18 protein-coding genes are annotated in these 22,386 nt (G+C 34.9%); 11 read left to right on the plus strand and 7 right to left on the minus strand.

Translation table 11 applies throughout. The annotated features are described in order from the left end of the window. Window positions 1–22: 22 nt before the first annotated feature. From mnmG to ABS764_RS04420, 10 genes are all read left to right on the plus strand, one after another. A complete protein-coding gene (mnmG, locus tag ABS764_RS04375) occupies window positions 23–1,894 on the plus strand; it encodes a tRNA uridine-5-carboxymethylaminomethyl(34) synthesis enzyme MnmG (RefSeq protein ID WP_408080355.1) in 1,872 nt (623 codons plus the stop codon). A 250-nt stretch (window positions 1,895–2,144) separates the two neighbouring features. After that, on the plus strand, window positions 2,145–2,993 hold the full coding sequence (locus ABS764_RS04380) for a class I SAM-dependent methyltransferase (RefSeq protein ID WP_408080357.1): 849 nt from the start codon (window positions 2,145–2,147) through the stop codon (window positions 2,991–2,993). Between the two features lie 259 nt (window positions 2,994–3,252). Continuing rightward, window positions 3,253–3,882: an OmpH family outer membrane protein gene (locus ABS764_RS04385; RefSeq protein WP_408080746.1), complete on the plus strand. Its 630-nt coding sequence runs from the start codon at window positions 3,253–3,255 to the stop codon at window positions 3,880–3,882. A gap of 109 nt (window positions 3,883–3,991) precedes the next feature. Beyond that, complete coding sequence (locus ABS764_RS04390) at window positions 3,992–6,262, plus strand: helix-turn-helix domain-containing protein (protein WP_408080359.1); 2,271 nt, start codon at window positions 3,992–3,994, stop codon at window positions 6,260–6,262. Window positions 6,263–6,427: 165 nt separating this feature from the next. After that, window positions 6,428–7,786 (plus strand): oxygen-dependent tRNA uridine(34) hydroxylase TrhO, encoded by a 1,359-nt coding sequence (gene trhO / locus ABS764_RS04395; protein WP_408080361.1) that lies wholly within the window; start codon window positions 6,428–6,430, stop codon window positions 7,784–7,786. Between the two features lie 181 nt (window positions 7,787–7,967). Continuing rightward, window positions 7,968–9,269: a PSP1 domain-containing protein gene (locus ABS764_RS04400; protein WP_408080363.1), complete on the plus strand. Its 1,302-nt coding sequence runs from the start codon at window positions 7,968–7,970 to the stop codon at window positions 9,267–9,269. After that, window positions 9,253–9,732 (plus strand): gliding motility lipoprotein GldH, encoded by a 480-nt coding sequence (locus ABS764_RS04405; RefSeq protein ID WP_408080365.1) that lies wholly within the window; start codon window positions 9,253–9,255, stop codon window positions 9,730–9,732. Before ABS764_RS04400 ends, ABS764_RS04405 begins: the two co-directional genes overlap by 17 nt. A 6-nt stretch (window positions 9,733–9,738) precedes the next feature. After that, window positions 9,739–12,036: a penicillin-binding protein 1A gene (locus ABS764_RS04410; RefSeq protein ID WP_408080367.1), complete on the plus strand. Its 2,298-nt coding sequence runs from the start codon at window positions 9,739–9,741 to the stop codon at window positions 12,034–12,036. A gap of 122 nt (window positions 12,037–12,158) precedes the next feature. After that, the gene (locus ABS764_RS04415; protein WP_408080369.1) at window positions 12,159–12,860 is read left to right on the plus strand and encodes a CoA transferase subunit A; all 702 of its coding nucleotides are present in this window, start codon (window positions 12,159–12,161) and stop codon (window positions 12,858–12,860) included. Between the two features lie 92 nt (window positions 12,861–12,952). Then, window positions 12,953–13,612, plus strand: coding sequence for a CoA transferase subunit B (locus ABS764_RS04420; RefSeq protein ID WP_408080371.1), 660 nt, complete (start codon window positions 12,953–12,955; stop codon window positions 13,610–13,612). A 107-nt stretch (window positions 13,613–13,719) separates the two neighbouring features. Here the strand turns inward: ABS764_RS04420 and ABS764_RS04425 are convergent, their stop codons facing one another. The 6 genes from ABS764_RS04425 to ABS764_RS04450 form a co-directional block, all read right to left on the minus strand. After that, the gene (locus ABS764_RS04425) at window positions 13,720–15,321 is read right to left on the minus strand and encodes a fumarate hydratase (protein WP_408080373.1); all 1,602 of its coding nucleotides are present in this window, start codon (window positions 15,319–15,321) and stop codon (window positions 13,720–13,722) included. A 389-nt stretch (window positions 15,322–15,710) separates the two neighbouring features. Next, window positions 15,711–17,150, minus strand: coding sequence for a nucleoside recognition domain-containing protein (locus ABS764_RS04430; protein ID WP_408080375.1), 1,440 nt, complete (start codon window positions 17,148–17,150; stop codon window positions 15,711–15,713). Window positions 17,151–17,660: 510 nt separating this feature from the next. Beyond that, window positions 17,661–18,374 (minus strand): 3'-5' exonuclease, encoded by a 714-nt coding sequence (locus tag ABS764_RS04435; protein ID WP_408080377.1) that lies wholly within the window; start codon window positions 18,372–18,374, stop codon window positions 17,661–17,663. A gap of 3 nt (window positions 18,375–18,377) precedes the next feature. Then, on the minus strand, window positions 18,378–19,538 hold the full coding sequence (locus ABS764_RS04440) for a serine hydrolase domain-containing protein (RefSeq protein WP_408080379.1): 1,161 nt from the start codon (window positions 19,536–19,538) through the stop codon (window positions 18,378–18,380). A gap of 72 nt (window positions 19,539–19,610) precedes the next feature. After that, window positions 19,611–20,096, minus strand: coding sequence for a methylated-DNA--[protein]-cysteine S-methyltransferase (locus ABS764_RS04445; protein WP_408080381.1), 486 nt, complete (start codon window positions 20,094–20,096; stop codon window positions 19,611–19,613). After that, window positions 20,086–20,979, minus strand: a complete 894-nt coding sequence (locus tag ABS764_RS04450; protein ID WP_408080383.1) for a LysR family transcriptional regulator — start codon at window positions 20,977–20,979, stop codon at window positions 20,086–20,088. The genes ABS764_RS04445 and ABS764_RS04450 overlap by 11 nt, the downstream gene beginning before the upstream one ends. 87 nt (window positions 20,980–21,066) lie before the next feature. Between ABS764_RS04450 and ABS764_RS04455 the strand changes: the two genes are divergently transcribed. Next, entirely contained in the window at window positions 21,067–21,774 is a 708-nt protein-coding gene (locus ABS764_RS04455) for a class I SAM-dependent methyltransferase (RefSeq protein WP_408080385.1), read from the plus strand. 149 nt (window positions 21,775–21,923) lie between these two features. Here the strand turns inward: ABS764_RS04455 and ABS764_RS04460 are convergent, their stop codons facing one another. Further along, complete coding sequence (locus ABS764_RS04460) at window positions 21,924–22,319, minus strand: c-type cytochrome (protein ID WP_408080387.1); 396 nt, start codon at window positions 22,317–22,319, stop codon at window positions 21,924–21,926. Window positions 22,320–22,386 lie beyond the last annotated feature (67 nt).

A 22,386-nucleotide genomic window follows, 5' to 3' on the forward strand; every position in this document is an offset into this window, starting at 1 on the left:
TTCAGGGCAAATAATAAAAAGAATGTTTCTAGAAGAGTATGATGTAATTGTTGTTGGTGCTGGTCACGCAGGTTCAGAAGCTGCTGCCGCTGCCGCAAATTTGGGTTCGAAAACCTTATTGGTTACAATGAGTTTGCAAAACATTGCCCAAATGTCTTGTAATCCTGCTATGGGTGGAATTGCAAAAGGTCAAATTGTTCGTGAGATTGATGCGCTTGGTGGTTATTCAGGAATCGTTTCTGATAGAACAGCAATTCAATTTAAGATGTTGAACAAGTCTAAAGGACCTGCAATGTGGTCTCCTCGTGTTCAAAGTGACCGTATGCGTTTTGCCGAAGAATGGAGAATGATGTTAGAAGGAACTCCAAATCTTGATTTTTATCAGGAGATGGTTAAAGGTTTGATTATTGAAAATGGAAAAATAAAAGGAATCACTACTTCTTTGGGAGTTGAAATTAGATCCAAATCGGTGGTGTTAACCAATGGTACTTTTCTAAATGGATTGATTCATATTGGCGAAAAGCAATTTGGTGGAGGTAGAGCAGGAGAGAGTGCTGCTCATGGAATTACCGAAGATTTGATCAAAGCAGGTTTTGAAGCAGGAAGAATGAAAACGGGGACTCCTCCCCGAGTGGATGGTCGTTCTCTGGATTATTCAAAAATGAATGAAGAAAAAGGAGATGCAAAACCTTCTAAGTTTTCGTATTCAGATTTGACTTCGCCATTAACGCATCAGCGTTCTTGTTATATGACTTATACTTCACTTGACGTACATGATATTTTGCGTGAAGGTTTTGATCGTTCGCCAATGTTCAACGGACGAATTAAAAGTTTAGGGCCTAGATATTGTCCTTCTATCGAAGATAAAATTAATCGTTTTGCTGATAAAGAACGCCACCAATTATTTGTAGAACCGGAAGGTTGGAATACTTGTGAGGTTTATGTGAACGGATTTTCAACTTCACTTCCAGAGGATATTCAATTTAAAGCATTGAGTTCTGTTGCTGGTTTTGAAAAAGTAAAATTCTTTCGTCCAGGTTATGCTATCGAATATGATTATTTTCCTCCGACACAGTTAAAGCATACTTTAGAAACTAAATTAGTAGAAGGTTTGTATTTTGCCGGACAAATTAACGGAACTACAGGTTATGAAGAAGCAGCTTCTCAAGGATTGATGGCGGGAATTAATGCGCATTTAAAAGTGCATGAAAAAGCGCCGTTAATTTTAAAAAGAGATGAAGCTTATATTGGTGTTTTAATTGATGATTTAATTACAAAAGGAACTGAAGAGCCATACAGAATGTTTACTTCCCGTGCAGAATACAGAACCTTATTGCGTCAGGATAATGCCGATTTTAGATTAACACCAATGTCGTATGAAATAGGTTTGGCTTCTGAAGCCCGTTTGCGTAGAATGGAGCGTAAGCTAAATGAATCGGAAAAGATGGTTGCTTTCTTTAGAGAGACTTCCGTTTCAGTTGCTGAAACAAATCCTATCCTAGAAGAAAAAGGAACTGCTCCAATTTCTCAAGGGGATAAGATGTTTAAAATATTTTCTCGTCCGCAAATTGATTTAGAAGATATGATTAAGTTTGATAAAGTTCAGGCTTACGTTGCTGAGAATGATTTAGACGAAGAAATTTTAGAACAGGCAGAAATCCAAGTCAAATATTCAGGTTATATTGAAAAGGAAAGAAACAACGCTGATAAATTGACGCGTTTAGAAGATGTGAAAATTCCAGCTGATTTTGATTATAATAAAATCAAATCGATGTCTATAGAAGCCAAACAAAAATTAAACAAGATTCGTCCTGTAACTATTTCACAAGCTTCAAGAATTAGCGGGGTTTCTCCTAGCGATATTTCAGTCTTGTTGATTTATATGGGTAGATAAAAAAGTAGTCAGTGTTCAGTAAGTTTTTTTTACTTTAAGTTGAACACTGATTTCTGATTACTAAAGTTATGTTCCACGTGAAACTACGGCCGTAAGCCTTGATATCACTGGAAAGTTCCGATTCAAAAAAAAATAAAAGGAGTAATAGATATTTTGATTTATTACTCCTTTTAAAAATTACAATAAATTTTAATGTATAATTTCGTCCTCGATTTAACTGAATACTAAAAAGACCACTAACCGCTAAAAAATGGATATTTCAAATAAAACACATTTCCTTACTGTAAAAGATCATTCTGTTTCTAAGGAAATTTTCGAATTGTATTATGATAAAGATTTGGATATGCTAATTACACATCCACAACCCAGTCTTGAAAATTTAGGTAAATATTACGAGAGTGAGGATTACATTTCGCATACCGATAATAAACGTTCTTTATTTGAAAAAGCATATCATTTTGTAAAAAGCATTGCTTTAAAAAACAAATTGAATTTAATCAATTCGCAACAAACTGCAAAAGGTCGAATTTTAGATATAGGTGCAGGAACAGGTGACTTTTTAACGGTTGCTAAAAATGACGGTTGGCAAACTGTCGGAATTGAACCGAGCGATAGAGCAAAAGGAATTGCAATTAACAAAGGAATTTCATTTGTTGAAAATACAACTGTATTAGAAAATAATTCGTTTGATGTCATTACGATGTGGCATGTTTTAGAACATATTCCAGATTTAGATTTTCAAATCAAAGAATTAAAACGTTTGCTAAAACCGGATGGAACTTTGATTGTTGCGGTTCCTAATTTTAAATCTTTTGATGCAAACCATTACAAAGAATTTTGGGCAGCTTTTGATGTGCCTATTCATTTTTGGCATTTTTCAAAAAAAGCAATCCAGATGCTTTTTGAAAAAGAGAATATGAATTTGAAAAAAGTACTTCCCATGAAATTTGATTCTTTTTATGTGAGTCTGCTTTCCGAAAAGTATAAAAATGGAAAAATGAATTTTGTTAAAGCTTTTTTTATAGGATTACAGTCTAATTGGAAAGCAAAACAAAATTTAGAGTATTCTTCATTGATTTACGTCTTAAAAAACAACTAAAACGCGTTTTAAAGCTTTTTTACGGGTTTTTTTGGCATTGAACGTGAATTATATTTACCTTTTTTTATTTTTGCTTTATTTCAAATGTATTTACTTCGTTTTTAATAAATTTAAATTATTGCTTTTGTTCAAAGCATAGTAAATGATAATAGTTTAAATTTTTGCCATTTTTTCAGTGTTTTTTAGGATGCTGTCTATTTTTTTATATTTTTGCTCACACACACATTTTTTAATTACAATTTAGTTCAAAATGAAATCAATGATTCACGAATACCAAAAAGGAAATATTTTTAATATGAATAAAAGAATATTATTAATCATCGCAATTTCTATTTCAGTTATTGCTTGTAATAAAACTACAGAAGAAGTTAAAGAAGTTAAAACAGCTTATGTAGATACTTCTGAATTGATGAAAGAATATACAGAAGCAAAAGATCTGGAAGCAAAATACAAAGCGCAATCAGAAGAAAAAGGAAGACAGTTAGACGCAGAGATAAAACGTTTTAAGCAAGATGCTGCTAATTTTCAAAATCAAGCGCAAGCTAATGGTCAGGAATGGGCTCAAAAAAGAGCAGCAGAATTGCAAAAAAGAGAGCAGCAATTAGGTTATGCGCAACAAGCTTTAGCACAACAATTACAACAGGAAAGCGGTGCTGAGATGGATACCTTAATTTCAGGTATTAAAAAATTCATTAAAGATTACGGTAAGAAAAACGGTTATGCTTATATTTACGGTACTGGTGATGCAGCTTCTATCTTATATGCTGAAGACAAATACGATATCACTAAAGAAATTATTACAGCATTAAATGATAAATACAAATCTTCATCTAAATCAGAAGAAAAAGTTGAAGAAAAAGCTGAAGATAAAAAAGAAGAAAAAAAATAATCTGCTTTAAAAGTCAAAAAAGCCTTCAATTCTAATTTGGATTGAAGGCTTTTTTATTTAATTTAGTTTTTAAATCAATTTTTAAGAAAAAACCTATACTAGTTATCTAATGCAAACCTTATCCGAAGCCGCAAAATATACTTTACAGTTTATCAATCAAACCCAACGTTCGGTTTTTTTGACAGGTAAAGCAGGTACGGGTAAGACTACTTTGCTGCGCGAAATTATTGAAACCACGCATAAAAATACTGTTGTTGTAGCACCTACAGGAATTGCGGCTTTAAATGCCGGCGGCGTAACGATTCATTCGATGTTTCAATTGCCATTTAGCGGTTTTATTCCTTCGCATACTGCTGAATCACAGTTTTCAGAAACGATAAAATTTGAAACAAAGGAAAGTTTGCGCAGGCATTTTAAAATGAATGGTTTGAAGAAATCAGTCATTCGGAATATGGAATTGCTCATTATTGACGAAGTAAGTATGCTTCGTGCCGATTTGCTGGATGCAATGGATTATATGATGCAAACGGTTCGGAAAAAAGCTGCTCCCTTTGGCGGGGTTCAGGTACTGTTTATTGGAGATTTATTGCAATTACCACCCGTAATTCGTGATGAAGAATGGCGTACTTTACGCAATTATTACCGTGGAAAATTCTTTTTTCATTCGCATGTTATTCAGCAATATCCGCCTTTGTATATTGAATTGTCTAAAATTTTTAGGCAAACAGATTCTAGTTTTATTTCGGTTTTAAATAATTTAAGAAACAACCAAATCACGCCCGAAGATATTCAGGTTTTAAATCAGTATGTCAAACCTGATTTTGATTTAAAGGCCAACAAAGGTTATATCACTTTAACGACTCACAATGCTAAAGCCGATGCGATGAATGCACAGGCTTTGGAAGATTTGAAAGGGGAATTAATTACCTATACACCAGAAATTATAGGCGATTTTCCCGAGAAAATTTATCCCGTAGAATATAATTTGCAGTTGAAAGTAGGTGCCCAAATTATGTTTGTCAAAAACGATTTGGCTTTCGAAAAAAATTATTTCAATGGCAAAATGGGAATAATTAAATCACTTTCCAGCCAGGAAATTCTGGTTCATTTCCCTGAAGAAAATAAAACCATCGAAGTGGAACGCTATGAATGGCAAAACATCCGATACAAAGTCGATCCTTTGACTAAAGAGGTCGAGGAGGAGGTATTGGGAACTTTTGTGCATTATCCTATCAAATTAGCCTGGGCCATTACAGTGCATAAAAGTCAGGGATTGACTTTTGATAAAGCTGCAATCGATGTTTCGCAGGTTTTTATGCCCGGACAAGCTTATGTGGCTTTGTCGCGTTTACGTTCGTTAGAAGGCTTGGTTTTGCTTTCTCCGTTGCGTATGAATGGGATTTCTAACGACCAGGATGTGATGGATTATGCGCAAAATAAAGCTTCGGAAGAAGTTTTGAAAAATTCGTTGCATTTTGAAACTAAAAATTTCATTCATAATTATTTGATTAACAGCTTTGATTGGCAGGATTTGGCACAAGAATGGCGCAATCATAAGTTCAGTTATTCGGATAAAACGGAAAGTTCTGCCAAATCTAAGAATGCACTTTGGGCAGCCAAACAATTGGAGAATATCGAAGCGTATTTGGATCCATCCAAAAAATTCATCCTACAACTGAATAAAATATTTGCTAATGAAACGGTCGATTTAATTTATGTTTCCGAAAGAATTCAGGCAGCAATCACTTATTTTTTCAAACCCATGGACGAATTGGTTTTTGAAATTTTATGGAAAATTGAAGAAGTGAAACGACTCAAGAAAGCCAAAGCTTATTTTGAAGAATTATCCGAATTGGAAGAATTACAATCCAAAGCCGTTTTGCGCTTGATGAAAGCCAAATTGTTAATGGAAACCGTGATTGCAAACGAGGCGATTTCGAAAGAAAAATTAACTTCTGAAGAAATCAAAAAATATCTTTCGAGAAAAAAAGAAGCTATTCAAAATCAATTTAAAGAAACGCATGTGACTTTGATTGAAGATGAAGAAGATTTAAATCGATACACTTCGAAGAAAAAAGATAAAAAAGCACCCAAAAAATCGACTGTTGAAGAAACTTTTGATTTGTGGATAGCCAAAAATTCGATTCAGGATATTGCTGCTATTCGAAAATTAACAGTTAGCACTATTCAAAGTCATTTGGTCAAATTAATTCAGGACAAAAGAATTTCGATTAGCGAAGTTTTACCTCAGGATAAAATTGATGAATTGGCGGAAGCTTTTAAATATTACAAAGAAGAATCACTTACTCCAATGAAAGAACAATTTGGTGAGAAATACTCTTGGGAAGAACTGCGTATGTTTAAAGCGAGTTTGAATTAAAAATCATTACGAGTTCCGATAGCTATCGGAACGAAGCAATCTCACTAAATGTTATACAGTGTTTGATTTTTGAAATGAGATTTCTTTGTGAATTTTTGCGTAATCACTAAATCATTTATTTTTTATACTTTTGCAAAAAATATTCTCACTTAAACTGTTTATAGCATGCAACTGTACAACACCTTAAGCGCAGAAGAAAGAGCTGAACTCATTGATCAAGCGGGTAAACAACGTCTTACGTTGTCTTTCTATGCGTATGCCAAAATTGAAGATCCCAAAAAATTTCGCGACGATTTATTTCTTGCCTGGAATGCACTCGATGCACTGGGTCGCATTTACGTTGCTCACGAAGGTATTAACGCTCAAATGAACGTTCCTGCCGAAAATTTTGAAGCTTTCAGAGAAACACTGGAAGTTTATGATTTCATGAAAGGCATTCGTTTGAACGTAGCTGTTGAGCAAGACGATCACGCTTTTTTAAAATTAACCATCAAAGTGCGCCACAAGATTGTTGCTGACGGACTAAACGATGATACTTTTGATGTAACAAACAAAGGCGTACACTTAAAAGCCAAAGAATTCAATGAAATTCTGGAAGACCCAAACACCATTGTGGTAGATTTTAGAAATCATTACGAAAGTGAAGTCGGTCACTTTAAAGGCGCTATCACTCCGGATGTAGAAACTTTTAGAGAAAGTTTACCTATTATCAATGAACAATTACAGGATTTTAAAGAAGATAAAAAGCTGGTAATGTATTGCACCGGAGGAATTCGTTGTGAAAAAGCCAGTGCTTATTTCAAGCATCAGGGTTTTAAAAATGTGTTTCAATTAGAAGGCGGAATTATTAATTATGCCAAGCAAATTGAAGAAGAAGGTTTAGAAAGTAAATTTATTGGAAAAAACTTTGTTTTTGATAATCGTCTGGGCGAAAGAATAACAGATGATATTGTTTCGCAATGCCATCAATGTGGAAAACCATGTGACAATCATACCAATTGTGCTAACGATGGTTGTCATTTATTGTTTATCCAATGTGATGATTGTAAGGCAGCTATGGAAAATTGTTGTTCCAGTGAATGTCAGGAAATTATTCATCTTCCTTTAGAAGAACAATTAAAATTAAGAAAAGGAAAACAAGTTGGTAATAAAGTTTTTAGAAAAGGAAAATCAGAAAGTTTGAAGTTTAAACATTCCGGAGACTTAACTAATAAAGCATTAGCAACTGCGCAAAAAACGACTGATATTCGTCAAAAAATAAAAGTAAAAAAGACTTTAGTAGGTAAAGCAGAGCATTATTATGTGAAAGCTCAAATTGGACTTTTTACTATTGAAAATCAGGAATTGAATCTGGGAGATAAAATTATAATCTCAGGACCTACAACAGGAAATCAGGAATTGGTTTTAGACAAAATGTTTGTAAACGGATACGAAGGAACTCAGGCAAAAGCGGGAGATAAATTAACTTTTGCAGTACCATTTAGAATTCGTTTATCGGATAAATTATACAAGATTTTAGACTAAAACATTCTTCAACATACTTTAAAGCCTGTTTCAAATTTGTTTGTAACAGGCTTTTTTTATAAAAATTTTAATCTTTTAGGAAATTCTTAATTTTGCAACTTAAGATTAAAAAATACTATCTTTACAGATTAAACGTTTTAAGAACTTAAGTTGTGCCGGTCACAACACTACATATAAAATTATGGCATGTGCAAGTTGTTCAACTTCTGATGGTGGCGCACCTAAGGGTTGTAAAAATAATGGGACTTGCGGCACCGATAGCTGCAACAAATTAACGGTTTTTGATTGGCTTTCAAATATGAGTTTACCGGGAGGTGAAGCTCCATTTGATTGTGTTGAAGTTCGTTTTAAAAACGGAAGAAAAGAATTTTACCGTAATACCGAAAAGTTAACTTTGAGCATGGGAGACATTGTAGCCACAGTGGCTTCTCCAGGGCATGATATCGGTATTGTTACTTTGACTGGTGAATTAGTCCGTATCCAGATGAAGAAAAAAGGAGTAGATCCTAATAGCAACGAAGTTCCAAAAGTGTACCGCAAAGCTTCTCAAAAAGACATTGATATCTGGTCAGCGGCCAGAAACAGAGAAGAGCCGATGAAAGTGCGTGCCAGAGAATTGGCTATTCAGCATAAATTAGAAATGAAAATTTCAGATATCGAATTTCAGGGTGACGGATCCAAAGCAACTTTCTATTACACCGCAAATGATCGTGTTGATTTCAGATTATTAATAAAGGATTTTGCTAAGGAATTCAGTACCAGAGTCGAGATGAAACAAGTAGGTTTTCGTCAGGAAGCGGCCCGTTTGGGAGGAATTGGTTCCTGTGGACGCGAATTATGTTGTTCTACCTGGTTAACTGATTTCAGAAGTGTGAATACCTCGGCGGCACGTTACCAGCAATTGTCTTTGAATCCTCAAAAATTAGCCGGACAATGCGGGAAACTGAAGTGTTGTTTAAACTATGAATTAGACACTTATATGGATGCCCTGAAAGGATTTCCGGAATTTGAAACCAAATTAGTAACCGAAAAAGGAGATGCTGTTTGTCAAAAACAAGATATTTTCAAAGGCTTAATGTGGTTTGCTTATACCAACAATTATGCTAACTGGCATGTTTTAAAAATTGAGAAGGTTAAAGAAATTATCGCCGAAAACAAGTTAAAAAAGAAAGTTTCTGCATTAGAAGATTTTGCTATTGAAGTGACACAAGAAGTTGAAAAAGACTTTAATAACGCCATGGGGCAGGAAAGTTTAACTCGTTTTGATCAGCCTAAAAAGAATAAAAGACACAATAAAAAACCAAAAAAAGCAGTTGAAAATGCTGCGGGTGGTCCCAACAATAAAAAACAAACGAACAAACAAGGTAATAAACCGGCTCAAGGCAATCAGGCTCCTCAAGCCCAACAAAAACCCGCTGGTGAAAAAAAGCCTAAAGGACCCAGAAAACCTATAATTATTAAAAAGAATGAAACTAAAAAATAGCATTTTACTACTTTTAGTTAGCCTGATTTTTTTTTCATGTGATGAAAAAAGAGTTTTTGATGAATATAAATCCGTGGGAAGTGCCTGGCATAAAGACAGTATTGTTTCTTTTAGTTTACCTGAATTAGATTCAACAAAGCGATACGATCTTTTTATAAACATCAGAGATAATAATAATTATCCGTTTAACAATCTTTTTTTGATTGTAACTTTAGAAAAACCAAATGGTTATACTAAAGTGGATACCTTAGAATATCAAATGGCTGCTCCTGACGGAACTCTTTTAGGAAACGGATTTACAGATATAAAAGAAAGCAAATTGTATTTTAAAGAAAATGTAAAGTTCAGGGGAAAATATAAACTTAATATAAAACAGGCGGTAAGAGAAGGAGGTAAAGTTCCCGGAGTTACCCAATTAGAAGGAATTACCGAAGTAGGTTTACGAATTGAAAAAAAAGAATAAATAGTTATGGCAACTAATAAAAAAACAAATACAACTCGCGATTTTAAGTATTACAATAAAAAATTCTGGACACTTTTTATTTATGGAATGGGAGCTATTGTACTTTTTTTCCTGTTTGCTTCCTGGGGGCTTTTTGGTTCCATGCCTTCATTTGAAGACTTAGAAAATCCGGATTCTAATCTGGCTACCGAAATTATCTCTTCAGACGGAGTGGTTATTGGAAAATATTTTCAAACCAATCGTTCGCAGTTAAAATACTCTGATTTGCCTAAAAACCTGGTAGACGCCTTAGTAGCTACCGAAGATGAGCGTTTTTATGAACATTCGGGTATTGACGGTCGTGGTACACTAAGAGCTATTTTTACTTTAGGAACTAATGGTGGTGCGAGTACTTTAACTCAACAATTAGCTAAGCAACTTTTTCATGGTGAAGGGTCAAAATTTTTACCATTTCGTATTATTCAGAAAGCTAAAGAATGGATTATTGCTATTCGTTTAGAAAGACAATACACTAAAAATGAAATTCTTGCGATGTATTGTAATGTATACGATTTTGGTAATTATGCTGTAGGAGTGAGTTCAGCTGCACATACTTATTTTTCAAAATCCCCAAAAGAATTAACTGTTGATGAATCAGCAATTTTGGTTGGAATGTTTAAGAATTCAGGTTTGTATAATCCGGTAAGAAATCCTGTAGGTGTAAAAAACCGAAGAAACGTGGTGCTTGCGCAAATGGAAAAAGCCAATATGATTTCTAAATCTGAAAAAGAAAGATTGCAGGCTTTACCTATTACGCTGCATTTTAAATTAGAGAGTCACAGAGAAGGAACTGCAACCTATTTTAGAGAATATTTACGTGATTACATGAAAAAATGGGCCGAAACGAATAAAAAAGCAGACGGTACAGATTATGATATTTACAAAGACGGATTAAAAATATATACCACCATTGATTCCAGAATGCAACAGCATGCAGAAGAAGCTGTAAAAGCACACATGGCAAATCTTCAGGAGCAGTTTTTTATTGACCAGAAGAATAATAAAAATGCACCATTCGTTAATATTTCTGAAAAAGAGACCAATCGTATCTTAAAACAGGCAATGAAAGCGTCAAATCGATGGTATGTGATGAAATCAATGGATAAGTCTGAAGATGAAATTATAGAGTCTTTCAGTAAAAAAACAAAAATGACTGTTTTTACATGGAAAGGAGAGAAGGATACCATTATGACACCTTTAGATTCCATTCGTTATTACAAACATTTTTTACAGAGCGGATTGATGGCTATGGAACCGCAAACAGGTAACATAAAAGCATGGGTTGGTGGAATTGATTATAAATATTTCCAGTACGATCACGTAGCACAAGGAGCAAGACAGGTAGGTTCTACTTTTAAACCATTTGTATATGCTACCGCTATTGAACAACTGAATATGTCTCCTTGCGATTCCATTATTGATGCGCCATTTACAATTCCTGTAGGACGTCATCATGTCACCGCAACCTGGACTCCAAGAAACTCTAATAACACTTATCTGGGAATGGTAACTTTGAAAAAAGCACTGGCCAATTCGATTAATACTGTTTCGGCTAAATTAATTGACAAAGTAGGACCGGAAGCAGTTATTAAATTAACCCATAAGCTGGGTGTTAAAACCAGCATCCCTGCACAGCCTTCTATTGCACTTGGAGCAGTAGATATTACAGTGGAAGAAATGGTAGCAGCTTACAGTACGTTTGCAAATCAGGGAGTATATAATAAACCTCAGTTTTTATCCAGAATTGAAGATAAAAGCGGAGTAGTTATCTATGAACCTATTCCGGAATCGCATGATGTGCTGAATAAAGACATTGCCTTTGCCGTTATCAAATTACTGGAAGGCGTTACCGAAGGGGGCTCCGGGTCAAGACTGAGAACACAGTACGGAGGAAACGGAGATAAACGCTGGACGGGTTATCCGTATATGTTTACTAATCCTATTGCAGGTAAAACAGGTACTACACAAAACCAGTCTGATGGATGGTTTATGGGAATGGTTCCTAATCTTGTAACAGGAGTATGGGTTGGATGCGAAGATCGTTCGGCACGTTTTAAAAGTATAACTTATGGACAGGGTGCTACTGCAGCATTACCTGTATGGGGATATTTTATGAAGTTATGTTATCAGGATCCCGATTTAAAAATTTCGAAAAAACCATTTGACCGCCCTGCAAATCTTTCAATAAAAGTAGACTGTTATCAGGCACCAAAAGTAAAGGATACCACAGCTGTGATTCAGGATACTGATGAATTTGAATTTTAAAATAAACAAAAAAATAGCTTCTCAACAGGAAGCTATTTTTTTGTTTATCAACGAATGCGAATATTGTTTTTTCTTTTGGAAATAAAGCCTTATTTTTAGAATGGAAAAGAAATCAATTCGTTATGATTAATAAAAAAGTAAAATCCGTTCAGGAAGCACTTCAAGGAATTGAAGATGGAATGACTTTAATGTTAGGAGGTTTTGGACTATGTGGTATTCCAGAGAATTCTATTGCCGAATTAGTCCAAAAAGAAACTAAAAACCTGACCTGTATTTCTAATAACGCAGGTGTAGATGATTTTGGTTTGGGATTGCTTTTGCAAAAAAAACAAATCAAAAAAATGATTTCTTCTTATGTGGGAGAAAATGCCGAATTTGAACGCCAAATGCTTTCTGGCGAGCTCGAAGTAGAGTTGATTCCACAAGGAACTTTAGCCGAACGTTGTCGTGCTGCTCAGGCAGGAATTCCCGCTTTTTATACTCCGGCAGGTTATGGAACCGAAGTTGCCATTGGCAAAGAAACCAGAGAATTTAACGGAAAAATGCATGTAATGGAATTGGCTTTCAGTGCCGATTTTGCCATTGTAAAAGCCTGGAAAGGCGATACAGCCGGAAATTTAATTTTTAAAGGAACTGCCAGAAATTTTAATCCTGCTATGGCGGGTGCTGCTAAAATTACCATTGCTGAAGTCGAAGAATTGGTCGAAGCAGGAACTTTAGATCCCAATCAAATTCATATTCCGGGCATTATGGTGCAGCGTATTTTTCAGGGAGAGAAGTATGAAAAAAGGATTGAGAAACGTACTGTTCGAAAAAGAGAATAGAATAAAGAAACTAGAGAAAAGAAACTAGAGAAAAGAAATAGTGTTCAGTTTGAATAAAACTTAAATGACTTTTATGTTTCAAAAATATAATTATGGCTTTAACAAAAGAAGATATCGCAAAACGAATTGCTCAGGAACTCCAAGACGGCTTTTACGTTAATCTGGGAATAGGAATACCTACGCTCGTGGCAAATTATATATCGGAAGGAATAAACGTTGAAATACAAAGCGAAAATGGCGTTTTAGGCATGGGTCCGTTTCCTTTTGAAGGCGAAGAAGACGCTGATTTAATTAATGCCGGAAAACAAACCATCACAACACTTCCCGGGGCAAGCTTTTTTGATTCGGCGATGAGTTTTGGAATGATTCGTGGTCAACACGTTGATTTAACGATTCTGGGCGCTATGGAAGTGGCTGAAAACGGTGATATTGCCAACTGGAAAATTCCCGGAAAAATGGTTAAAGGAATGGGAGGGGCGATGGATTTAGTGGCTTCGGCCGAGAATATCATCGTAGCAATGATGCACGTCAATAAAGCAGGCGAAAGTAAAATTTTAAAAAAATGTTCGTTACCCTTAACAGGCGTTGGATGCGTAAAAAAAATAGTAACTGAATTAGCGGTTATGGAAATCACGCCAAAAGGAATTAAATTGCTCGAAAGAGCCCCAGGCGTTTCGGTAGAATATATTATCGCTTCTACTGAAGCCAATTTAATCATTGAAGGAGAAATTCCGGAGATGGTAATTGATTAAAAATATAAACCGCAGATTCACAGATTTTTAAAAATTAATCTGCGAATCTGCGGTAACTTTTTTTTTAGTATTAAAATCTAAGTGACTTAGCAACTTAGAGTCTCACATTATAAATTCTCAAAGAAATCATTTCCTTTATCGTCCGTAATAATAAAAGCAGGGAAATCTTTTACAGTGATTTTACGAACGGCTTCCATACCTAATTCTTCAAAATCAACTACTTCTACTTTCAAAATATTATCCTGAGCTAAAATCGCCGCTGGTCCTCCGATAGATCCCAAATAGAATCCGCCGTAAGTTTTACAGGCATTCATCACATCTTTAGTACGGTTTCCTTTAGCAAGCATTACCATGCTTCCACCATTTTTCTGGAATTCTTCTACATACACATCCATACGTCCGGCGGTCGTAGGACCAAAACTTCCTGAAGGCATTCCGTCCGGAGTTTTAGCCGGTCCAGCATAATATACGGGGTGATTTTTAAAGTATTCCGGCATTGGTTTACCAGCATCCAATAATTCTTTGATTTTAGCGTGTGCAATATCACGGGCAACAATCAAAGTTCCGTTTAGTTTCAAACGCGTTTTAATTGGGTATTGCGATAATTTTTTAAGGATATCAGCCATTGGCTGGTTCAAATCAATTTCAACCGCTTCCTCCAAATGTGGTGGTGTTTCAGGCAATAATCGTTTTGGATTTACTTCTAATTGTTCTACGAAGATTCCGTCTTTGGTAATTTTACCTTTGATGTTTCTGTCTGCTGAACAAGAAACTCCTAATCCTACCGGACAGGAAGCAGCATGACGTGGCAAACGAATCACACGAACATCATGTGTAAAATATTTTCCTCCAAATTGTGCTCCAATGGCACTTTCCTGGCAAATTTGCTGTACTCTTTTTTCCCATTCCAAATCACGGAACGCCTGACCTGCCATGTTTCCAGTAGTTGGTAAATTATCAAAATAACCTGCAGATGCTTTTTTAACTGCGGCTAAATTTGCTTCGGCAGAAGTCCCTCCAATTACTAAAGCCAGGTGATAAGGTGGACAAGCTGAAGTTCCTAAATCCATGATTTTAGCACGAATAAAAGCATCCATAGATTTTTCATTCAATAAGGACTTCGTTTGTTGGTACAAATAGGTTTTGTTAGCCGAACCGCCACCTTTTGCTAAAAACAAAAATTCATAAGAAGCGCCTTTTTTAGCATAAATATCAATCTGTGCCGGAAGATTAGAACCTGAATTCTTTTCTTCAAACATGCTGATAGGCACAATCTGTGAATAACGAAGGTTTCTTTCCTGATAGGTGTTAAAAATCCCTTTAGAAAGCCATTCGGCATCATCAACACCTGTATATACATTTTCTCCTTTTTTAGCCATTACAATCGCTGTTCCGGTGTCCTGACACGAAGGTAGTTCACCATCTACTGCTACGGCTGCATTTTGTAAAAGATTATAAGCTACAAAACGATCATTGTCCGTTGCTTCAGGATCGTCCAGAATAGCTCTTAATTTTTCCAAATGCGAAGTCCGCAACATAAAAGAAACATCTTTCATGGCTTCCTGTGAAAGCAATTCCAAACCTTTTGGGTCAACGGTCAGTATTTCTCTGTCACCTAGTTTTTCTACTTTTACGTAATCAGAAGTAATTTTTCGGTATTGAGTATCGTCTTTTAAAATTGGATAAGGATCCTGATATATAAAGTCCATGGGTATTTTATTTTTTTGGCAAAGATAAAAATTATTTAACGTAGGCACAGTCTTTTAATAGCTGCTATTCTTTCGTAAAATCAGACATTTTGTTATAAAATCAAACAAAAAGAGATGATATTTATCAAATACCACCTCTTAGTTTGTATAATTAATCTTTTGAAAACTAGGCTAATAAGCTCGTTACTAAAAAAAGAATAAGCAATCCTATCGCGATGTATTTGGTGTATTTTGACATTTTGTTAGTTGGTTTAATGATTAATAAATGTTTTTTTTCAAGAAATCAAAAGAATGAAAAATTGATTGAAAATCCTAAAATTATTTTCAGATAAATCCGTTGAGATAATCAAATCTATTTAGATGAGAGTCGTAGGCTCGGTATATTAAATTTAAAAAAACCAACTCGCCACAAAAATCGCCGTAATCACACAAATTAAATCCACTAATAGCATAATAGGCAAGGCATATCGGGTATTTTTGATGTTTACAGAACCAAAGTAAACCGCAATAACATAGAACGTACTTTCGGCACTACATTGAAAAATACTACTCAGTCTTCCGGTTAGAGAATCCGCACCAAAGGTGTTCATTGAATCAATCAAAAATCCTCTGGATCCTGCTGAACTGAATGGTCTTAACATCGCTACAGGCAAAGCATCTGTAATTTGTTTATTGACACCCATATTCGAAAAAACAAAAGCAATTCCATTGCTGATGATTTCAAATAAGCCACTGTTTCTGAATAACGAAATAGCGACTAACATCCCTAAAACATAAGGAAAAATAACCACTCCGGTTTTCACACCATTATTCGCTCCCACAACAAAAGCATCAAAAACGGTCGTGCCGGATTCGGCAAATTTCCTCTCTTTAAAAAAGGAAAAGATTAAAGTAAAAACGATGATGGCTACCAATATTAATGCTGAAAGATTAGAAGTAAAATAGTTTTTACCTATTAAATCCAAATGATTCACATACATTAAAAGGCCGATGATGGCTGCAATTAAAGTGATTAAAGCCAATACCAGAGAAGCACTTTTGAAATTGATTTTTTGTTTGACCCCAACAATTAAAAAAGCTGCAATAGTACCAATAAAAGAAGTAATGATACAAGGTAACATCACATCAGCAGGATTTGCCGCACCAGCTGCTGCGCGATATCCAATAATCGAAGTTGCAATTAAAGTCAGTCCCGAAGCATGCAAACACATGAACATAATTTGGGCGTCACTGGCTCTGTCTTTTTCAGGATTGAGTTCCTGCAAACTTTCCATGGCTTTAAGTCCAAAAGGCGTTGCAGCCGAATCCAATCCCAGGAAATTAGCAGCAAAATTTAAAGTCATATACGATATTGACGGATGATTTTTAGGAATAGTTGGAAATACTTTTACAAATACGGGACTCAAAACAACAGCCAGTTTCCCGGATGCTCCTGAGATGATTAAAAGCTCCATCAAGCCACAGAAAAAAGCCAGATAAGCAATCAACGGTAAAATCAAATCAACTAAAGTACTTTTACAGGTAGGTAATAATCCATCCGATTTTTGAACACCGCTGTAAATTTTTACCGTTTTTGCAGAATAAACATAAGTAGTATCCGGATTTGAAGTAATATTGTTAATGACCATCGTTTTATCGGGAGCATTTTCGATGCTGTCTTTTATAAAAACAGGCAATTGATCGATGTATTTTTCAGAAATTAAAATAGGTTCATCTTTCTTACCATTTAGTACATGATCAATCGTGTAACTGTTTCCAGTAAATAAACTCACCACAATAAAAACAATTGATGAAATAAAGATCACCAACCAAAATCTGCTTAATACCATAATTTATAATTTTTGTAAATGTAAATATTTAACCGCAAAGTTCACAAAGGGTTTTCGCAAAGAGCGCTAAGAAATAATTTGTTGTTTTTTATTTCGGTTTAAATAATATTTAATTACGAAGACAAGCATAGTTAATTGTTGAAATAATAGTATATACGCTCCATAAACTAACATTTCTGGGGCATTTATGAATACAATTGCAAAATAACCAATAGTAAGTATATTCAATGAAATAATAACTAGGTGTTTTTTGTAGAAATAAATTATGGGAGTAAATAGAATTGAAATAAATATTATTGATAACCAGATGCTATCAATAATAGAAAGTAATTCTAATTTAAAAAGTTTTATATTATCATAAAAATCTTGATATAAATATCTCGATTCATATGTTATAGTACTTGTTTCGAATCCACAGCCTATTACTGAATTTTCATAAAAAGGAAACGTTAATCCAATAACTCCCAATATATATAAAGCATATAATATTTTCTTTTCCATAATGGTTGATTACACATGAATAATCTCCTCCTCAATCAATAAATCTTCTCTTCTTAATCGAAGGAAAATTTGTGCTACGGCAATAGTGTCTTTTTCACAATAGGTTACAATTCGGTCAATGTCTTTGTCTACATAAAAAACATGACCTACCTGACTGCCATCGATATCGCCTTTGGGAGAAGGAATCCCCAGAACTTTACACATCAGTTTTAAAGAAGTGTAATGTTTGTAATCGCCAAATTTCCATAATTCTAAAGTATCTAAATGTGGAATTTCCCAAGGTTTTTTTCCAAATAAATTCAGTTTGTCCGGAATTGCAATTTGATTGATAATCATTCGGCGCGCCAGAAACGGAATGTCAAATTCCTTAGCATTATGTCCGCACAAGACATGTTGCGGTCCGTTGAAATGATTGTTTAATAAATTGCTGAAGTCTTTGAGGATTTTCTTTTCTTCTCCAAAAAAAGAAGTCACCCTAAAGTTCCGAATGTCATTTTTATTGGCAAAAAAGCCAACAGAGATACAGACAATTTTACCAAACTCAGCCCAAATTCCGGCACGGTCATAAAATTCTTCAGCTGAAAAATCATCCTTACGCTGGTATTGCGTTTTTTGCTCATACAAGGTTTTCATTTCATCATCTAATGAATTGAAATCAGCTGTTTCAGGAACCGTTTCTATATCCAGAAAAAGGATGTTGTTGAGGTTGATTTTTTCTATCATGTGTTATTTTTTGGTTTGTTGAAGCATTTTATAGGTTTCTTCTAAATAAATATAGAAATCATCGCTGTGCGGCGAACCGTTTGTACTGTGCTTACTCTGATGTCCCAGTCTTACAATAATTAATTGATCCTCAGGAATAATAATGACATATTGCCCTAAATGGCCCCGCATATAAAATACTTTTTTGTTATGAAAATTACTTAACCACCAGCCATAACCATATTCCGGAGAAATCGCAAATCGAGGGTTTACTGATTGGGCAACAAAAGCGCTATCCAGAATTTGTTTTCCATTCCATTTCCCATGCTGCAAATACAGTTTCCCAAAACGGGCAAAATCTCTGGCGTTACTGGCAATGCAGCAATAGGCTTTTACCATTCCGTTTTCACTATCCGTTTGCCAGAGCGCATCACTTTCGGCTCCCATAGGTTTCCAGAAGGATTCAGAAACATAATCCGCCAGACTTTTCGCTGTCGCTTTTTCAATACACATAGCTAAAAGTTGGGTATTTCCACTCAGGTATTTGAATGATTTTCCGGGTGCTTCGATGCCTTTTAAACCCAGAATAACTCCTTTTAGATTATCATCAAAATAGGCACGGGTGGTTATTGAAAACGGACTGTAGTAAGACTCATCCCAGTCTAATCCCGAAGCCATGGATGCTAAATCACCTACGGTCATAGTTGCGGATTTTCCTTTTTTAAATTCCGGGAAAAAATCAGAAACTTGCTGGTCTAAGCTTTTAATTTTTCCTTCCATTATGGCTTTTCCTAAGCAAGCTGTTACAATACTTTTGGCCATAGAAAAAGAATTGGATTTAGAATCTTTAGAGTAATTATTATAATAACTTTCGTGCCGGATGCTATCGTTTTTGATTATTAAAAATGCAACTGTACCAATGTCTTTATGCAGTTTTTCAAGCTTTTCGGTCGCTTTAATCTGGTTGTAGTTTTTAGCAATTTTCCAAGGTTGTGCTACGCTACTGTTGGCAATTGTTCTGTTATCAAAGTATTTATAATCGTCTAAAAATGCTGTTTTATGTCCGTTTAAATAAGTTACCCGAACGGCTTTAAATAAATAATCAATGTTGAAAACATAGAAAACAATTTCTACAAGGAGTATCAAAGCAATCAATCCGATTAAGAGTCTTTTTAGCCATTTCATGATGTAATGCTTTAGGATTCAGTACGAATTTACATAAATTAAGCCTTTCTTTTGGAATCGTTTTTTATTTTCTTAGAACAAACTTTGTTGGCTAGTTGGATTCTCATGTTCCAATAACCATTTTTTTCGCCATAAACCACCAGCGTATCCTGTTAAAGAACCATCAGTTCCAATAACTCTGTGGCAGGGAACCACAATCCAAAGCGGATTTTTCCCATTGGCGGAAGCCACAGCCCTAATGGCTTTGACATCACCCAGTTTTTTGGATAAATCTAAGTAACTCATCGTTTTTCCAAAAGGAATTTCCAGCAAAGCCTGCCATACTTTTTGTTGAAATTCGGTTCCCGAAGGATTCAGTTTAAAAGTGAAATCAGTTCTTTTTGCTTCGAAATAGTCTCGAAATTGTGTAACGGCTTCTTGTAAAACAGCCGGAATTTCGGAACTAATTTCGCCTTCATCAGTAATCGAAATTATTGAAATTCCATTTTCATCACCTGTAATTTCAGCAATTCCTAAAGGGGTTTGGATATAGGCAGTTGATTTTTCGTTAGTACTCATCTTTCAGGTTTTGTTTTGTTAGAAATTGTATGGCTAATTTCGAAATTTCCGATGGATTTCCTTTTGGTGTAACCAATAAAATATCGGTAAAATGATGTGCTTTTTTAAGTTCTAAAAATTCCAATTCCGGATAATTATGACTTTTCATTATTGCCGTTGGCACAATTGAAATTCCCAGTCCGTTTTTGACTAATTGAATTATCGATGAAATGTTATTTGATTCGTGAACTACTTTGGGTTTAAAACCATATTGGGCACAAATTTCTAATAAAGAATCATAGAAATAAGGCGCATATTGTTTGTTAAAAAACACAAAAGTTTCCTCTTTCAAATGTACCAAATCTTCTTCGGATGTGATATTATATTTATTTCGATTAAAGACCAATGAAAAACTATCTTTATACCACAATCGGGAGTCAATTTTTGGTGAATGCAAGGGCGCACGGATGATTCCGAAATCGATTTTTCCTTCTTCTAAAGCAGCAATTTGTTTGACTGTGGGTACTTCGTACAATCTGAAATTGACAAATGGATATTGAGCTGACAAAAACTGAATTAATGCCGATATATCTCCCGAAAAAGTCGAACTTACATAAGCAATTCGGAATTCGCCGCTTTGATTCTCACTGATTTTTTTGGTGGTAGCATTGATTCGCTCCAGGTTTTGAATTAATTCCAAAATTTCCTTTTGGTAATATTTTCCGGCATCGGTTAGGATGACGCGTTTGTTATTCCGCTCAAAAAGTGTCGCTCCCAGTTCTGTTTCTAATTCTTTAATTTGCCGGCTCAAGGGCGGTTGCGAAATAAATAGCTTATCAGCAGCGCGAACAAAGCTGAGTTCCTCAGCTAATTTCAGGAAATATTTTAAGTGGCGTAATTCCATAAATACTTTTTAGGTATTAATAATTGACAAAATAAGCATTTTTACGACATATATAAAAATGATAGGTTTGTAAAAAAACCAAGAATTATGAAAAAATCAACAGTAACAGAAATCAGAGAACGTTTTGACAATGAGGTAGAACGTTTCTCGAATTTAGAAACCGGTCAGGTAGCTACAATGGATGCTAAAATTGCATTAGAATTGATTACCTGCACGGCAAGAGCTATAAAACCGGAAGCAAAAACCATCTTAGATTTAGGTTGTGGAGCGGGAAATTATACATTGAAAATGTTGTCTAAAGTACCCGATTTAGAGTGTACTTTAATCGATTTGAGTCAGAATATGTTAGACAAAGCATTTGAACGTGTTTCTGAGGCAACAACTGCCAAAGTGGAGACGATACAAGATGATATTCGGAATGTCGAATTGCCTGACAACAAATATGATATTATTTTGGCAGGAGCCGTTTTGCATCATTTACGTGATGATTCCGATTGGGAATTGGTATTTCAAAAATTGTATGACAGCTTAACACCGGGAGGTTGTTTCTTCATTTCAGACTTGGTAACTCAGGATCATCAAGCGGTAAATCAATTGACCTGGAAAATGTATGGAGATTATTTAAAGCAACACGGAGGTTCAGAATACCAACAAAAAGTATTTGATTATATCGAAAAAGAAGATACACCAAGATCGATGACCTATCAATTGGATTTAATGAAAAAAGTGGGTTTTTCAAGTACTGAAATTTTGCATAAAAATGCCTGTTTTGGAGCTTTTGGAGGGATAAAGTAGTTGCTTTAAAGGGCAAAAATATGTTGTTTATAAATGTAAAAACCATTCGATGTTCCGAATGGTTTTTGTGTATGTAGCCCTGATGGCAGCGGCAGCCTTTTATGGAGGCGTTCGCCATAAAAGCTATAGCGTACAGCAGGAATAGCTTCTTATTTTAAATTTGAATAAATATAGGCTTCCAGACTTTGTAATTCTTTATCCGTGAAAGTTTTGGTAAGCGTTATATTCGCCTGCATTACTGGAAATTGTGAAGGATCGACAATAGCATCGCTTTCTCCTTTTAGAAAAGCCACCATATTCCCATTTTTTTCTTTATATACTTTAGCAATTTCCTGAACACTTGGACCTATTGTTTTGCTGTCTGTCTGATGGCAGGAAGTACAGTTTCCTTTGCCTTCAAAAATCACTTTTCCAATTTCTTCTGCAGTTAATTCTTTGTCTTCAGTGGCGACAGCAGTTTGTTCATTATTCCCAAAAGATTCTTCGGATTTATTTTTACAGGAAAAAGTAACAATTGCAATACTAAGAAGGATTAATTTTTTCATTTTTAAGTAATTTAATCTCAAATGTATATCATTTCCGTGCTTCCGGAAATGATATATGTCATATGTC

The organism is Flavobacterium plantiphilum, assembly GCF_046000495.1.
Taxonomy (GTDB): Bacteria; Bacteroidota; Bacteroidia; order Flavobacteriales; family Flavobacteriaceae; genus Flavobacterium; species Flavobacterium plantiphilum.

Bases quoted from the DNA above. Each gene is read 5' to 3' on its own strand.
- ABS764_RS04425 (WP_408080373.1), bottom strand. From the start codon at position 15,321: ATGGACTTTATATATCAGGATCCTTATCCAATTTTAAAAGACGATACT.
- ABS764_RS04450 (WP_408080383.1), bottom strand. From the start codon at position 20,979: ATGGAATTACGCCACTTAAAATATTTCCTGAAATTAGCTGAGGAACTC.
- ABS764_RS04415 (WP_408080369.1), top strand. From the start codon at position 12,159: ATGATTAATAAAAAAGTAAAATCCGTTCAGGAAGCACTTCAAGGAATT.
- ABS764_RS04380 (WP_408080357.1), top strand. From the start codon at position 2,145: ATGGATATTTCAAATAAAACACATTTCCTTACTGTAAAAGATCATTCT.
- ABS764_RS04430 (WP_408080375.1), bottom strand. From the start codon at position 17,150: ATGGTATTAAGCAGATTTTGGTTGGTGATCTTTATTTCATCAATTGTT.
- ABS764_RS04455 (WP_408080385.1), top strand. From the start codon at position 21,067: ATGAAAAAATCAACAGTAACAGAAATCAGAGAACGTTTTGACAATGAG.
- mnmG (WP_408080355.1), top strand. From the start codon at position 23: ATGTTTCTAGAAGAGTATGATGTAATTGTTGTTGGTGCTGGTCACGCA.
- ABS764_RS04390 (WP_408080359.1), top strand. From the start codon at position 3,992: ATGCAAACCTTATCCGAAGCCGCAAAATATACTTTACAGTTTATCAAT.
- ABS764_RS04385 (WP_408080746.1), top strand. From the start codon at position 3,253: ATGATTCACGAATACCAAAAAGGAAATATTTTTAATATGAATAAAAGA.
- ABS764_RS04435 (WP_408080377.1), bottom strand. From the start codon at position 18,374: ATGATAGAAAAAATCAACCTCAACAACATCCTTTTTCTGGATATAGAA.
- ABS764_RS04440 (WP_408080379.1), bottom strand. From the start codon at position 19,538: ATGAAATGGCTAAAAAGACTCTTAATCGGATTGATTGCTTTGATACTC.
- ABS764_RS04400 (WP_408080363.1), top strand. From the start codon at position 7,968: ATGGCATGTGCAAGTTGTTCAACTTCTGATGGTGGCGCACCTAAGGGT.
- trhO (WP_408080361.1), top strand. From the start codon at position 6,428: ATGCAACTGTACAACACCTTAAGCGCAGAAGAAAGAGCTGAACTCATT.
- ABS764_RS04420 (WP_408080371.1), top strand. From the start codon at position 12,953: ATGGCTTTAACAAAAGAAGATATCGCAAAACGAATTGCTCAGGAACTC.
- ABS764_RS04405 (WP_408080365.1), top strand. From the start codon at position 9,253: ATGAAACTAAAAAATAGCATTTTACTACTTTTAGTTAGCCTGATTTTT.
- ABS764_RS04460 (WP_408080387.1), bottom strand. From the start codon at position 22,319: ATGAAAAAATTAATCCTTCTTAGTATTGCAATTGTTACTTTTTCCTGT.
- ABS764_RS04410 (WP_408080367.1), top strand. From the start codon at position 9,739: ATGGCAACTAATAAAAAAACAAATACAACTCGCGATTTTAAGTATTAC.
- ABS764_RS04445 (WP_408080381.1), bottom strand. From the start codon at position 20,096: ATGAGTACTAACGAAAAATCAACTGCCTATATCCAAACCCCTTTAGGA.